Consider the following 15,111-nt stretch of genomic DNA (forward strand, 5'->3'; position numbering starts at 1 on the left):
AGCGGAGAATGCCAAGCTGTTTTCGGCGAGCAAGTACAATACCTGGGTTCCTGGTTCTCCTGGCATTTTGCCTGATAATCGGTGGCTTGCTACTCCCAGTCATTCAACTAACCCGCATTAGCAGACATCGCCTTCAGTGTACTGAAAACTTGCGAAAAATTGGTGTGGGAGCGACTGGCTACGCGGATACCCATGGGGTGTTACCTCGTAACGAAGTCCGACCTCCACGACACAGTTGGAATACCGAAATCCTCCCTTACATTGGTGAGGAAAAATTAGCAAGATTATTTTCACCTGATCATGAATGGTGGGATAATGCTGCATCCAACAATCGTAACCTTGCAAGCAAGCAAGTTGCAACATTTCTGTGCCCAGCAGCACCACATCCGAAACGTTTGGTGCTCACGAAAGATCCTAATTCTCCTGAAAAGAGTTTTCCAACTGCTGCCACAGATTATGTTGGTTCCGCAGGTGCCTATTACGAAAATAATGATCCCGATAGCCTGCATGTGGGTGCAATGCACCATCGGAAAGTAAACCAGCGGATTCGGATTGCAGATATTCCTGATGGCACCACAAATACTCTTTTCGTGGTGGAAATGGCGGACAAGCCCAATCGCTGGCAGGCCGGCAAACTATCCGATGATCGCCTCACAGAAGTGCAGATGCCCGCTCTTGCGGGGCAGTAGTGGGCGGCACCAAACTGGAACCATCTGAGGTCGTATTCCACAGATGGCCTGACACCGTTTGGTGTATGTGCTGTTAACTGCAGTAACAGTGCCTCGATTTATGGATTCCATGAAAATGGGGCCAATTGTCTCTTTGTCGATGGTTCTGTTCGGTTTCTGCGTGCTGGCACAACGCAGGAAATGCTGATTGCCCTGGTTAGCATTGGTGGTGGCGAAGTGATCAGTCCGGATGATTTTTAATAACCGAAGGTTTATGTAATGGCACTTTTCATGAAATCGCTGACTCGACAGGGCTGAAAGCACTCTGTGGATTTGGTGCGACAGCAGGGTCGATGTCTGGTTGGCTGAATGTGTTGGCAAATGATGCGCCCGCAAAGCCAGTAAAATCAATCATTCTCCTGTGGCTGAACGGAGGGCCATCGACCATTGATATGTGGGATCTGAAGCCGGACCACAAGAATGGTGGGCCTTTTTGCGAAATTGCTACTACCGCACCAGGGGTGCGAATTGCTGAAAATTTTCCAAGGTTGGCAAAGTTTGGCAAAGAACTTGTGCTCCTTCGCTCGATGAGCACTCGTGAAGGCGATCATTACAGAGCGAATTACCTGTTACGCACTGGGTATACGCCACTGAATGCAATTCATTTTCCTTCATTTGGTGCGATAATTGCCAAAGAGCTGGGCCACGATTCGTCTGATTTACCCAACTTTGTCAGCATCGCACCTGCCCGCATTGCGAGTAATCTTGGGGCTGGTTTTCTAGGGCAAAAATATGCCCCATTGATCGTGGGAGATCAGGCATCTCCCGAGAAAGGCCTCATCATTCCTGATATTGCCAGAAATAACAATATTCCTGATGCTTCTCAACACGCTCGTTTAGCCTTATTGGACGGGATTGAACAGCAATTTAGTGCATCCCACAGATCGGCAGTGATTGAAAGTATTCAATCTGCCACCGCACGTGCCGCACGGATGATGCGTCCCAAGGTGGCAGCAGCATTTCATCTGGAACAGGAAAATCCGGAAACAATTGCCAGCTACGGCAAAGGTCTGTTTGCCCAGGGTTGTTTACTTGCCCGCCGATTGGTGGAACGTGGGGTACCGTTTATCGAAGTAACACTCGATGGATGGGATACCCACAGCAATAATTTTGACAGAGTAAAAGAGCTTTCTGGTATTGTCGATTCTGCATTTGCTGCCCTTCTGGAAGATCTCAAAACGCGTGGTCTGCTGGAACATACTCTCGTGGTTTGTCAGGGTGAATTTGGCAGGACCCCACGAATAAACAATTCTACAGGTCGTGATCATTGGCCTGCTGCCTGGGCACTGGCCATGGCTGGTGGAGGTATTCCAGGCGGACAGATCCTTGGAAAAACAACCACTGATGGAATGTCTGTCGACGGAGAGTCGATTCTGGTGCCGAATCTGCTTGCTACTCTGGCAACCAAAGTGGGTGTCGACCCGCAGAAACAAAACATGTCTAATGTGGGTAGACCAATTCGTATTGCAGACCCGGATGCGAAGCCCATCAAGGAGTTACTGTAATGCGTTGCTGTTTGCTCTTACTTCTGATGTGTGGAATATTATCCGGCCGGGAACCAGTAAAAAGGAAACTCGATGCTACATACACGGATAAGTTGGAATTGCTGCTATTGACAGACCAGCCACAGATAATCACCTTGAAAGTAGAGAACCAAGGCAAACAGATTTCTGCAATCTGGGCTGAAACTTTTGCCAGTATATTTCAGTATTTTGACTACAGTGGAGATGGATTGCTGAACAAAGTAGAAGCTGCTCATCTTCCGAGCGAATTTGCCATTCGGCAGGTGTTATGGGGACAACTGAATCCTTATTTTGGAGCGGCACCAGCGTTTTCTGAATTGGACTGTACAAAAGATGGGCTTGTATCACCACAAGAGTTGGAAAATTACTATCGACGCGCAGGGTTGGGCGGAGTGCTTGTTGGTATTGGAATTGCACCCGATACCCAGCGGTTATCGGATGCACTTATAAAATCACTGGACACTAACCATGATACAATTGTCGATCGTTCCGAGTGGGATCAGGCAGCAACTTTGCTGGCAACGCTCGACAAAAACGGTGATGAGCTGATTGGTCCCGGAGAACTTGTGGAGCGCGCAGTATATCCCGGTGCAACGGGTACGATACTTCTTTCTGCACCAAAGCCCACATCAAAACAAAGTGCCACCATTGACCAATTCCCTTTAATGGTGCTGCCAAGTCGATTGGATGATATTTACTGGCAGACAACGTTGAAAGTACGCCGCAATGCAGCGAAACAGATTCAATGTGATTCGACAACAATCAGGTACACCAAGCCTGCTGTTGCCTGGGAAGTAAGTTTATCTGATCCGGTATCACACACGAAAGTACGAAAATATACCCATTCTGACATCACAATCGATCTCCGAATGGATGCAGGCAAATTAGCATTGCAGACCAGGGATTCCCGACAGCGGTTGATTGGTGAGTATTCGGAAAGAGATACAAATTCTGATGGTACTCTGGACACAAATGAACTGATGGTGCCAAAAGCCTCGCTTTTTCAACAATTACTTGCAATTTCTGATAAAGATAAAAACAATCAACTAAGCAATGCAGAATTTGAAGCATGGTTCAAAGTCCAGCAGCAAATTGCTCGCAGTCATGTGCTTGTGACCATTATTGATCATGGTAAGGGGTTATTTTCATATCTGGATACAAATCAGGATGGCTCATTATCATTGAGAGAACTGAGAGTGGCGAAGAGCCACTTTGAACAGAAAAAAATGATTGTGAATAATACGTTGGACCAGTCAAAAATACCTCACCAACTGTTAGCTACTGTCAGTCATGGGCACCCGTTGTCTGCGATTGGCAAACCGCATCTTGAAGCACCTGACTGGTTCCTGGCGATGGATCGTAACAGTGATGGTGATATTTCCAGAAAAGAATGGATTGGCGAACCGAAATTGTTTCTTTCACTCGATACTGATAAGGATCAACTGTTATCTGTCTCTGAAGCCGCAAAATTGGCGATTAAAAAGTAACAAACACGATGACTACTATTCTCAGAATCATTCCATGGATGCTAGCTGTCACTTTTCCTGCTGTTGCGTGGACAGCAACTCCGCTGGAACTGGCAAAGAAAATCGATGATCACCTGAAAGCACGCTGGGCATTAGAACGGATAACGCCAGCACAGCTCGTGGATGATGACGCCTTTCTACGCCGAATCTACCTCGATCTGGTGGGACGCATTCCCACCATCGCGGAAGTCCGTGATTTCCGACGGGATCGTTCGCCTGATAAGCGAGCACAGATCATTGATCGACTTTCATCAACTAATGGCCATTATCATTTTTTCGCCAGCGTGTTGCGCAGAGACTGGTTTCCACAAACAGATACGCCACAATTCACGAATCTTGCCAGAGAAATTGAGGGTTGGCTCGCACTGAAATTGAAAGAGGCAGCCCCCATGGATGACATGGTGCGTCAACTGATGGTAGCCAGCCGATCGAATTCTGCACCCAAAACCCCCACCACATTTCTGACGGTGAGTGAGAATAAACCAGAAATGCTGGCAGCAAATACAACTCGGGCATTTTTGGGCTTGAATCTGGATTGCGCGCAATGCCACAACCACCCCTTTGCTCACTGGAAACGCACTCAATTCTGGGAAACAGCAGCTTTCTTTACCAGCTTGAACGGCGAATCTGCTGGAAAATTCGAAATTGCGTTGGATGGGACTAAAAACTTAGTTTCAGCCAGGTTTCTGACAGAGAATAGTCCTGTTTGGCCGAGGAAACTCGATTTGTACAGTGGCAGGCAAGTATTGGCAGCCTGGGTGACAGCTCGGGAAAATCCTTACTTTGCCAAAAATGCGGTAAACCGCGTTTGGGCCCACTTTTTCGGCAACGGACTTGTTGAGCCGCTCGATGATTTGAGCGATGAAAACCCTTCAGTTCTACCTGAATTACTGGACTTACTTGCTCAGGAATTCGTGCGGTCGAAATTTAATGTGAATTTTCTCATACAATCCATCGCGAACACACAAGTTTACCAGTTAACCTCCAAAACAGTGGGGACCGATCGCACCAAGCAACAGTTTTTTGCTCTCGCAACCGTACGTGGGCTGACAGGAGAACAATTGTACGATAGTCTTCATGTTGCTGCTGGTTTCCCACCGGAAAGAGATGACCTCAGCAAACCGCTGGGTGCCACCAATCGACAAATATTCGCTGCTAAATTTCAGGTTCCTCGTGCGAATGATGCAGACAGATCAATTTTGCAGGCGTTGTCCTTAATGAATGGATCCATCACCCACAAATTGACCGATCGTACCACTTCTCCCACGCTGCGTGCTGTGGTGGAAGCCCCTTTTCTGGACCCACCTCAGAAAGTTGAAGCGTTGTATCTGGCAGCTTATGGCAGAATGCCGACAGCAAAAGAAATCCAACTGATAAAGGCGCACTTTTCACATGCAGGTGGGGAGAAAGCAGCGTTGTCCGACCTGTTCTGGGCATTACTCAATAGCAGCGAGTTCAGTACCAACCACTGATTCTCATTCTTTTTTCATCCCATAACTCAACTGCACATAAACTCTTTTCAGCAAATTACTTACGAGTGCCGCAGCCCACCGCCAGAAAGATCGCCCCTACCACGTTTCGCATCTGTTTCTCCTGTGTTGGTGCGTGTTCTTTTCAGTGTAAGTGAAATCGCCAGTTGGTTTTTGAAAATTTGCTCATTTTTTGCGAACCCTCGTGCCGGCTTTGTGTCTTACGTGCAGCAGGGTGCAACACGAAAATTGTTTCATTCTGTTTAAGGACACTTGCAGCAACTTTAAACTCAACTGTTAATTGACAAGGGTGTCCTGTTTTTGGTTTAATCGCCCTGTGGCAATGGATGGGGTTCAATTGAGCCCCATTACCCACAAAGGTTAGGAGTCATGTCACAACTTCTGGATCGACTGGCTGCAAATGGTACCACCACCTGGAATGGCGCGCTTGTCTCGAACGCTACAACCGGTTTCGATCAGTTCGGGACAATTCTGGACTACTTTACCAAAGCTGGAACCTACCGCGATCGCCCACAGACAGAAGTGGATGCAGACATGGCTCGCATCTTTGCTGATGATGAAGCCGTTGCTCTGAAAATGGTGCTTGGTCTGCGACTGATTACCCGCACCCCACATGATGTTGAGGAAATTGAAGACGCACAGACTGGTTTTGGTCGAAAGGATGAGTTTTTCAAGGCTGTCGTCTGGCTGAATAATAACAAGCCTGAAATACTATATCGAAATCTTCACCTCATCCCACTGTTCGGATGCTGGAAGGATCTCTTCTCGCTACCACTGATTACGGTACTCGATCGTCAGAAAGTTTACCAACTGGTAAAAGCTAATCTGGATGATCAACTTCTGCGGAAGTATCTCCCACAAATCCGCTCGAAGAACCATATTCGCACGCAGGGATGGTCTGCGGGTTACATGGGCACGAGGATTATGCCGTTTCCTCGGTATCTCGGAGAAAGAATACCGCCTGTTAAAAAGTGCAGGAACGGCCCACCAGTGGCAACAGCAAATGGCTGCCCAAAGCTGGGATGAAATTAATTTCAATGCCATCCCTGGCAAGGCGATGTTGTTACACACCTCACAACTGGGGAAAGACAAGCAGAATGTGTTTGAAAGACACGATCAGATTGAGCGATTGAAAGACTGGGTGCTTCGCCAGCCACGGGTCAAGTTCAATGGTTATCCCTACGAACTGACAAAAGCAGCTGCAATGTCCAGGAATCCAACATTGATTCAGAAACTGATCTACAATCGTCAGTTCGAAACACTGCTCGATTTTCTGCGCGACCACAAATTGGGCAATACTCTGGCATGTCTGGATACTTCAGGCTCCATGAAAATGGAAGTATGTGGACCCACCACAGCCTATGACATCTGCCTCAGCATGGGGCTGGTATTCAGTGCTCTGAATGTGGGCCATTTCAAGGATGTGGTGGTTGCTTTCGACAGTGAAAGTTCGCTGATAAAACTGGCTGGAGAGTTCTGCGATCGATTGCACCACCTGGAACGGATGACGACTGCATGGGGTTCAACCAACTTCCAGAGTGTCATTGATCTGTTGGTGAAAGTACGCACGGAAAGCCCGGAAATCCCTGTGGATCAATACCCGGAAACACTGCTGATCATCAGTGACATGCAGTTCAACCCGGTAGATGGAAACACGGAAACGAACTACACTACAGCGATGAAAAAACTCTCATCTGTTGGTTTGTCGGATGTGCGGATCATCTGGTGGGTTGTCAATGGTGCCGGAACTGATTTCCCCAGCCAGATGCATGACCGCGGCGTGTACATGATTGGTGGTTTTGATCCATCGAATATCAAAGCATTACTTGGTCTGACTACAACCAAGCCAGAAAATGAGAAGAATCTCATCGCTCCTTCCCAAGAGACCCCGCTGGATGGGATGATGAACTTTTTTGACCAACCAATATTCCGCCTGGTCACATAGTCAGGCAGAAAAAGACGCAACCAGCAGTAACAACCATTACCCTTGTGTTTGTGAGAATGGTGGAGAACAGCTCTTGCAGGTAAGCGTCTTGTTGTGTTAATTATTTGCAAGAGTTCTCCGACTATTCCACCCTACTGAAAGACCCTGGCAGTTTCCTGCCAGGGTTTTCTGTTTACGGCAACTTTTGCCATTCATCCTTCCCAAGACAGTATTTCTCCTGGTGCCACGGAATCTGCTTTTAAGTTCACTCAAAACAGCTAAAATGTTTAAAAACAATCACTTTTTCCGTTTTGGTGTGTCCAATGGCCTATGACACCCGAAGTGCGGAGAATCAGGCGTGACCTTAATGCAAGAAACCACATCGCAGCAATTAACCCTCGATAGCAGAGAAGAAGCGGTGCTGTTATTCGGCAACCGAGACCAGAACTTAAAATTGTTGCGGGACAGCCTGGGGGTGCGGGTGGTGGCTCGAGGTTCTACCGTCCACATCGATGGCGACGAAGAGGCTGTGCAACAGGCAATGCGGGCCCTCCACCAGATGCGTGGGGTGATTCGCAAGCATGGCGACATCGCACCTGAAGATGTGAAAACTACGATCGAACTGGTGATGGCAGGTTCCGAACGAGGAACTTCCAACAATCTGACTATTCTGGAAGGTGGAAAATACCTTCGGTCCCGTACCGATGGGCAGGCACGTTATGTCCATGCGTTGCGGGAAAACGATGTGGTGATCTGCGTTGGACCTGCAGGTACCGGTAAAACCTACCTGGCAGTGGGCATGGCTCTCACCTTGTTGCGGCAAGGCACCGTTAAAAAAATTGTTCTGGTTCGACCTGCTGTGGAGGCCGGGGAACGGCTGGGCTTTTTACCAGGCGACCTCGTTGCGAAAATTAACCCCTACCTACGCCCACTGCTCGATGCCCTGAGCGATCTGATGGATCGCGAGCAGGTAAAGAAGTACATGGAAAGCGAGGTCATTGAAATTGTTCCATTGGCATACATGCGTGGTCGAACGCTTAATAATTCGGTGATTATTCTGGACGAAGGACAGAACGCCAGCATTGCCCAGATGAAAATGTTTCTCACCCGAATGGGGATGAATTCCAAGATCATCGTGACGGGCGATGCTACTCAGATCGATTTGCCACCAAACGTCAAAAGTGGTCTGGTCGATGCGGTGCAGCGGTTACGAAATGTAAAAGGGCTGGCGATTGTTCATCTGGATGAAACCGATATCGTGCGACATCCACTGGTATCACGGATTGTGATGGCTTATGAAGCGGAAAGCCGACGGAAAGCCCCACCCCAGGGCAAAGAATAATCGCCCGACTTTTTAACAAAAATAATGCCCTTTCCTGCGAAAATTGGCTCAACAGTTTACCCTTTTCAACGATTGCGCATGTTTCAGATTTGAATGTTACAACCACGAATAAGGGTATTGTGGATCATCATATACCCATGCCTGTTTCGTAGGCAGCAGTGCGGCGAACGTATCCACCATCACTGCCAGTTCGTTGGTGCTGGTCGCATCGCGACTGCCCATAATCGTGCCTGGGTGCGGGCCGTGGGCAATCCCACGTGGGTGCATGGTGAAACTGCCCTGTTCCACCCCTTTTCGACTCCCAAACTGCCCTAACACATAATACAGAACCTCATCAGATTCCACATTCGAGTGGGCATATGGCACTTTGATGGCTTGTGGGTGATAATCCAGTTGACGTGGGGCAAACGTACAAACCACAAAGGCATCGGTTTGAAAAGTCTGATGGATCGGTGGTGGCTGATGAATTTTGCCAGTAATCGGTTCAAAATCAAGTGCATTGAACGTAAACGGATAGTGGCAGCCATCCCAGCCCACAACATCAAACGGGTGGGAAGCCAGCGTATAGATTGTTCGACGTCCACTATCCTGGATCATCACTTCCGTGGGTGATTCATCATCCACCGGAACCAGCGATTTCGGACCTTGCAGGTCGCGTTCAGAAAATGGTGCTCCAAGCTGAAACTGCCCATCCGGATTCAAATATCGATTAGGAAAACGAATTGTGGGACGCGATTCGATCAACAGTAAGTCAGCTTCATTGGGATTATCCCACACAAACTGGTAGGTGGTGCTTCGTGGAATCAGCACGTAATCAAGCTGCCGCACTGGCTGTTCACCAAACATGGTTTTCAGCACGCCACTGCCATGGTGGATAAACCATAATTCTTCGTGGGTGGCATTTCGAAACAACATCTGCTGCTGCGAATCTGGTCGACAACGTGTCAAAGTAACATCGCTGTTACAAAACATCGGTACGCGACCAGAAATAACATCGCCCCCACGTGGCATGGGGGCTGTTTTCAGGTGGATATGCCGAAGTTCTTGTGGGGCAAGCACTTCCGCAGAATAAGGTGCCGCAGCTTCCATTTTCAGCACCCGCGTTGGTGGCCGCAGGTGATAGACAATGCTGTAGGCACGGTGGAAGCCCTCCGTGGTTACTACTTCTTCGTAGTAGATACCTTCCTGCAGAAACCCACCACCTGGATTTGGGAACTGGATATGGCGTTTGGCAGGGATCGTTCCCAGTTGCTGATAATACGGCATGCTGTTGATTTCCCCTTGGCCGGCGAAAAGGATAGCCGAGAACATTTCGCTTCATTTTAGAGAAAAGAGCCAAATCCTGAAAATCAGCTCAAATTCATCATTCGGACACTCGCCTGATCGTTATTTTTCTAAAATGTGGCGAAAATTTTCTATGTTCGTAACACGCTATTTCTAAAGGATTTAAGGGAGAAATGTTTGGTAAAATTCCTCATCCAAATACGAAAAAATAACGCAGCTCGAATATTGCGTGGATATATATTATGTGCGAGAACAAGGATGTGGTTTAGAACTACTCAAGTTGGTTTTGCAAGCAGGAGAGATGTCAGTTTTCGTAGATGAATCTGCTTAGACTTTTGGTGGGCGGGGGCCGATCAGTTGCTCCACTTCATCGCGGTCGAGTTCTTCCTTCTCCAGCAATTTTTCTGTCAGCAATTCCAATTCCTTGCGGTGGGCCTGTAACAGGTTAATGGCCCGGTCTTCCGCTTCACGCAGAATATCTTTGGTTTCCTGATCAATTTCGTGGGCGGTGACATCACTGAAATCACGAGATTCGTGGATTTCCTTGCCCAGGAAGACATGTTCTTCACCAGAGCGGTAATAGACCGGCCCCAGGCGGGAACTCATCCCCAGTTGCGTGACCATGATTCTGGCAATGCGGGTGGCTTGCTTCAGGTCGTTCATTGCACCGGAACGCTCTTCGCCGTAAACCAGATTGTCTGCAGCACGGCCACCCATGATCACCACCAGGCGTGAAATCAGTTCGGTGCGAGACTGATCGATCTTGTCTTCATCGATTTGGGAAACAGTGACCCCCGCTGCCTGCCCACGTGGGAGGATCGAAACTTTCCACAGCGGATCGGCGTGGGGCTCGTACCAGCCACACAACGCATGCCCCGCTTCGTGGTACGCGGTGCGTTTCTGTTCTTCGGGATTGTGCTTATGGTCGCGTTTTGCACCAAAAAGTATCCGTTCTGCTGCACGGTCGAAGTGAACTGCTTTAATTGCTTCGCTCGATTCGCGGGCGGCAAAAATGGCAGCCTCGTTGGCCAGATTTTTCAGTTCTGCCCCACTCATTCCCATGGCATTGCGGGCAATTTTCTCCAGATTCACATCAAAATGGATCGGCTTATTGCGAATATGTAGCTTCAAAATATCCAGCCGGCCCTGCCACGTGGGTCGATCTACGGTCACATGGCGGTCAAAACGGCCTGGTCGCAACAATGCCGCATCCAGAACATCCGGGCGGTTTGTTGCTGCCACCACTATAATTGATTCGGTCTGGGTGAAGCCGTCCATTTCGCCGAGAATCTGATTCAGGGTTTGTTCCCGTTCATCAGACCCACCCCCTACACCAGCCCCACGCATCCGACCGACAGCATCAATTTCGTCGATGAAAATCAGGCAGGGAGCATTTTCCTTGGCGGTGCGGAAAAGATCTCGGACACGACTCGCACCTACACCCACAAACATCTGGATAAATTCGGAGCCGTTGATGCTGAAAAATGGCACGCCCGCTTCACCAGCAACAGCACGTGCCAACAAGGTTTTCCCCGTTCCGGGTGGGCCCACCAGCAGCACACCTTTGGGAACTTCGGCACCCAGACGGACAAACTTGGCCGGTTCCCGCAGAAATTCAACTACTTCTTCCAGTTCTTTTTTGGAATTATCCATGCCAGCCACATCGCGAAAGGTGGTGCGGTTGGAAGTTTTGTCCATCCGGCGGGCACTGCTGCGGGTGAAACTGCTGGCAAAGCCACCACCCATTGGATCGCGCATTCGTGGCAGAATAAACAGGAAGAAAATTGCCAAAAGCACAATTGGGAAAATCAGGTAAATAATCGAACTGAGCAACTGACCGAGATCTTCATCGACCGTGATTTTTATCGGCTTCAGGTTGCCATTTTTAATCGATTTTTCATTAACTTCTGCGTCGGTGCTTGCAATCTTACGGATGTAGATGTTCTGATCTTCCATCTTGGGTAAGACGACAGCGAATGCCCCGTTGGGCAATTTCATTTCTTTAATGAATTCGATGGAATTATCGCGGACTACACCCGTTAATTTTACATCGGATGCGACCACTAGTTCTTTGATGGCACCCGCATTGACCAGTTGGTCGAATTGCTGGAGATCAATATTTCTGGGGCCGGATTTGAAAATCAGGAACACAAAGAACGCTACCAGAAGCAACGCACCACTGATGAACGTCATGGTAATCAGTGGGGATGCCCGTTCCGGACGTTGTGGGTCCTTCCCGGGTTTGGCAGGCTCGGGTTTCAACTGGGGCGGTGGCCCCGATTTTTGTTCAGGTTGATCGCTATTCACGGGATATGGTGGCTAATTATTCTTTGTTGGTCTCATCAGAATCATTGGACTTTGGTTTGCCCTTTGGTGGCTTTTTGGTTTCTTCGTCGGTGGTCTCCCGCGACTTGAAGAACGCTTCTAATGCACCAAAAGTCAACAAGGGTTTCTTCCCATCCAATTCTTCTTTGGTTAATTTGGGCAATGCGCGTGGTTTTTCTGGTTTCCGTGGTGCCGCAGGTGGTCGTGGGGCAGGTTTGTGCATCCCTTCCCCTTCCGAACCGCGTGCCACTGGTTCAGATCGCTGGTGCGAACGTGGCGGCCGGGTATTTGTATTTGGGCGTGGTTGATCGCTGCGTGGGCCTGCCGGTCGAGGTGAAGGTCGCCCACGATCCCTTGGCTGCGATTGCGCTGGTCGTTCCCCACGTGGTGCTGGTGGCCGACGCTCGCCACGTTCCCCACTTGCAGGTGGGCGTGGAGCACCGGGTTGACGTTCCCTTGGTGGACGCTGGTTCCCCTTGGGCCGCTGTTCGCGTGGTTGATCTTTCGGGCGTGGCTGAGCCGGGTCGATCATGGTCAGCGATGCCCGTTTACGGTTGGAATCAATTCCCACCACCCAAACGGTCACGACATCGCCCACACTGACGACATTGTAAGGATTTTTGACAAATTTCGCGGCCAGTTCGCTGATGTGCACCAGGCCGGTGTCTTTCAAACCGATGTCGATAAAGGCACCGAATGGCACTACATTGACAACCGTGCCTGTCAATTTCATCCCCACCTGCAGGTCTTCGAGCCGCAGACTACGGGTCTTTAATACTGGTGCAGGTCGGCTGCTGCGGGGGTCTTCATGCGGATCTGCCAGCCCTTGAATCGCTTCTTCAATCACTGCGGGCTCTACCTGATAGCGGCGTGCAGTGTCTGCGACATCCATTTCGGCCAGAACAGCGCGAATTTTCTGCAGTTTATCGCGATTTCGCAAGTCGTCTGAAATGAATCCCGCTTCGGCCAGCAGTTGGCGGGCAACGGAATAGCAACTCGGGTGCAGCCACGTTTCGTCCAGTGGTTCGGTACCACCATAGACCCGCAGGAAACCGATGCTTTGCTGGTAACGGTTGTCGTTCATCCCTGAAATTGACTTGAGCTGCGTGCGGTTGGTAATCCCGCCATTCGTGCTGCGAAACTGAACGAGATCGTTTGCAACCATCGCATTCAGGCTGGCAACATGCCGCAACAGCACGGCAGGTGCGGTATTGACATCCACCCCCACTTCGCTGACGCAGGCCGAAATCACCGGTTCAACCAGTGTTCGCAGTTGTCTTACCTTTAAATCGTGCTGATAGAGCCCTACACCCAGGTGCTGGGGATCAATTTTAACGCATTCCCCCATCGGATCGAGCAGCCGTCGGCCGATCGAAATAGCGGCGATGGTTGGTTTGTCAAATTCGGGATATTCTTCGCGGGCGTCCGGGCTATTGGCATAATCGGCCGCACCAGCTTCGTTGGCAATAATATACGCCAGTGGTTGCTTTGACTGTCCTTCTTCTGTGGGAAGATCCAGTTTGGCAATCAGTTCCGAAACCAGTTGCTCCAGATCACGACAACCCTGGGCATTGCCAATCGCAATAACGCTAACATCATACTGTTCAATGAGTTGCGTCAATTGTTCCTGAATTGCATCTGCCACCTGTTCGCTCAGCTTTGGTGCGTTGGCTTCGGCCAGCAATTCGCCTTTCGGCCCCAGCACCACCAGTTTGGTGGATTCCCGACCTGCGGGATCAATCACCAGCAAACGACAGGGGGGTAATGGTGGGGAAAGCAGCAGACTGTGGTAGTTCTTGCAGAAAATGTCTACCGCGTGGTCCAGTGCCTCTTCCGTCAGTTCCTTGCGGATTTCTTCGATCAGTTCTGGCACCACAATCTGGTGCACTGCAATAGGCAGTGCCAGTTCCAGCATTTCACGGTGGGGATGTTCTGCAAAATTCAGTTCGCTGCGGGCGGCAGTTTCGACTGCATTGACATCGAATTCAACCCGCACCTGGAGAACGTTGGCTTTTTCCCCACGATTAACCGCCAGAATCCGGTGCGGTGGGATTTCACGAAGCTTTTCCCGAAAATCATAATAATCGCGGTATTCCTGTTCGCGTTGCTGCATGCGTCGCGACTTTGCAGGCTGTCTGGGAGACGGTTCAGCCCCACCTGTGGGCTCGGTGCTGGCAGGTTCTGCGTTTGGTGCACTTTCACTAACTTCTTCACTCGCAGGGGTTTGCGCACTTTCGTGTTCGCCAGTGGCTTCCGTGGGAGTGCTAGCACCTTCGGTAGTCGGTGTGGGGGCAGAATCTGCCTCAACTTCCCCACTGGTGGCAGGTTCTGCTTCCGGCTCACCTGTAGACTTTTTGGAAGTAATAATGACGCCCAAGTCCCACAGTGCCCGACGTGTGGTGGTGCGGACTTCAGGCAGATCGCCCAGAATTTCTGCCAGCAATTGTTCTGTCAGGCGTTGGATCTCTTCCGCACTGTTCAGATTTTTTTCCGGATCAACCATTCCTGCAAGAACATCTGCCAGATTGTCGACCGCAGGATCGCGCTGCCAGACAGCTTTGGCAAGTTCTTCCAGCCCTTTGTCGATTGCTTCCTGGGCAAAATGCACCTTTTTGGGACGGAAGGGATGAAAAAGATCATCCACCTGTCGCTGCGAAATCGCACCTTCCAGTGCGGTACGCAACGAATCGGTCAGGCCGCCCTGCAAATCGATCAGTTTGATGGCCGTTTTTTTCTTTTCTTCCAGATCGGCAATGGCGGCGATGCGCTTGGCAATCGTGCGAATGGTTTCGGCGGATTGCCCACCAACGTCCTTTCGGCGGTAACGGGCAAGATAGCCCGCGTCAAAACCCGCACGCAATAACGATTGAATCCGTTCCAGAAGATCAGATTCCAGCTTCATTTCTGTAGCTAAACGTTGAAAATCGATCTTAAATTCTTCGGTCGTGGTCAGCATTTTTTATTTCTTC

General features: G+C 49.7%; 10 protein-coding genes. 7 read left to right on the top strand and 3 right to left on the bottom strand.

Features of this window, described 5'->3' with window-relative positions:
• Nucleotides 1-8 precede the first annotated feature (8 nt).
• The 7 genes from R3B84_11620 to R3B84_11650 all read left to right on the top strand — a co-directional run bounded on the left by R3B84_11620 (nt 9) and on the right by R3B84_11650 (nt 8,533).
• Nucleotides 9-689: a DUF1559 domain-containing protein gene (locus R3B84_11620; protein ID MEZ6141208.1), complete on the top strand. Its 681-nt coding sequence runs from the start codon at nt 9-11 to the stop codon at nt 687-689.
• Nucleotides 690-1,021: 332 nt separating this feature from the next.
• Entirely contained in the window at nt 1,022-2,233 is a 1,212-nt protein-coding gene (locus tag R3B84_11625; protein ID MEZ6141209.1) for a DUF1501 domain-containing protein, read from the top strand.
• Nucleotides 2,233-3,738: a hypothetical protein gene (locus R3B84_11630; GenBank protein MEZ6141210.1), complete on the top strand. Its 1,506-nt coding sequence runs from the start codon at nt 2,233-2,235 to the stop codon at nt 3,736-3,738. Before R3B84_11625 ends, R3B84_11630 begins: the two co-directional genes overlap by 1 nt.
• A gap of 8 nt (nt 3,739-3,746) precedes the next feature.
• Nucleotides 3,747-5,249: a DUF1553 domain-containing protein gene (locus R3B84_11635; protein MEZ6141211.1), complete on the top strand. Its 1,503-nt coding sequence runs from the start codon at nt 3,747-3,749 to the stop codon at nt 5,247-5,249.
• Nucleotides 5,250-5,636: 387 nt separating this feature from the next.
• Nucleotides 5,637-6,293 (top strand): hypothetical protein, encoded by a 657-nt coding sequence (locus R3B84_11640; protein MEZ6141212.1) that lies wholly within the window; start codon nt 5,637-5,639, stop codon nt 6,291-6,293.
• Complete coding sequence (locus R3B84_11645) at nt 6,271-7,212, top strand: DUF2828 family protein (GenBank protein MEZ6141213.1); 942 nt, start codon at nt 6,271-6,273, stop codon at nt 7,210-7,212. Before R3B84_11640 ends, R3B84_11645 begins: the two co-directional genes overlap by 23 nt.
• 346 nt (nt 7,213-7,558) lie before the next feature.
• Nucleotides 7,559-8,533 carry a PhoH family protein gene (locus tag R3B84_11650; GenBank protein MEZ6141214.1) on the top strand — a complete coding sequence of 325 codons (975 nt, stop codon included), beginning with the start codon at nt 7,559-7,561 and terminating at the stop codon, nt 8,531-8,533.
• Nucleotides 8,534-8,629: 96 nt separating this feature from the next.
• On the opposite strand, the gene R3B84_11655 is transcribed toward R3B84_11650, so the two are convergent.
• From R3B84_11655 to R3B84_11665, 3 genes are all read right to left on the bottom strand, one after another.
• Nucleotides 8,630-9,799 (bottom strand): homogentisate 1,2-dioxygenase, encoded by a 1,170-nt coding sequence (locus R3B84_11655; GenBank protein MEZ6141215.1) that lies wholly within the window; start codon nt 9,797-9,799, stop codon nt 8,630-8,632.
• A gap of 345 nt (nt 9,800-10,144) precedes the next feature.
• Entirely contained in the window at nt 10,145-12,079 is a 1,935-nt protein-coding gene (ftsH, locus tag R3B84_11660; protein ID MEZ6141216.1) for an ATP-dependent zinc metalloprotease FtsH, read from the bottom strand.
• 61 nt (nt 12,080-12,140) lie between these two features.
• The gene (locus tag R3B84_11665) at nt 12,141-15,098 is read right to left on the bottom strand and encodes a Tex-like N-terminal domain-containing protein (protein MEZ6141217.1); all 2,958 of its coding nucleotides are present in this window, start codon (nt 15,096-15,098) and stop codon (nt 12,141-12,143) included.
• Between the last annotated feature and the right edge of the window lie 13 nt (nt 15,099-15,111).

Source organism: Zavarzinella sp., assembly GCA_041399155.1.
In the GTDB taxonomy this organism is placed as follows: Bacteria; Planctomycetota; Planctomycetia; order Gemmatales; family Gemmataceae; genus JAWKTI01.

What these genes read in the sequence shown, in the direction of transcription:
- R3B84_11620 (MEZ6141208.1), top strand. Translation starts at nt 9, where the DNA reads ATGCCAAGCTGTTTTCGGCGAGCAAGTACAATACCTGGGTTCCTGGTT.
- R3B84_11625 (MEZ6141209.1), top strand. Translation starts at nt 1,022, where the DNA reads ATGTCTGGTTGGCTGAATGTGTTGGCAAATGATGCGCCCGCAAAGCCA.
- R3B84_11630 (MEZ6141210.1), top strand. Translation starts at nt 2,233, where the DNA reads ATGCGTTGCTGTTTGCTCTTACTTCTGATGTGTGGAATATTATCCGGC.
- R3B84_11635 (MEZ6141211.1), top strand. Translation starts at nt 3,747, where the DNA reads ATGACTACTATTCTCAGAATCATTCCATGGATGCTAGCTGTCACTTTT.
- R3B84_11640 (MEZ6141212.1), top strand. Translation starts at nt 5,637, where the DNA reads ATGTCACAACTTCTGGATCGACTGGCTGCAAATGGTACCACCACCTGG.
- R3B84_11645 (MEZ6141213.1), top strand. Translation starts at nt 6,271, where the DNA reads ATGGCTGCCCAAAGCTGGGATGAAATTAATTTCAATGCCATCCCTGGC.
- R3B84_11650 (MEZ6141214.1), top strand. Translation starts at nt 7,559, where the DNA reads ATGCAAGAAACCACATCGCAGCAATTAACCCTCGATAGCAGAGAAGAA.
- R3B84_11655 (MEZ6141215.1), bottom strand. Translation starts at nt 9,799, where the DNA reads ATGCCGTATTATCAGCAACTGGGAACGATCCCTGCCAAACGCCATATC.
- R3B84_11665 (MEZ6141217.1), bottom strand. Translation starts at nt 15,098, where the DNA reads ATGCTGACCACGACCGAAGAATTTAAGATCGATTTTCAACGTTTAGCT.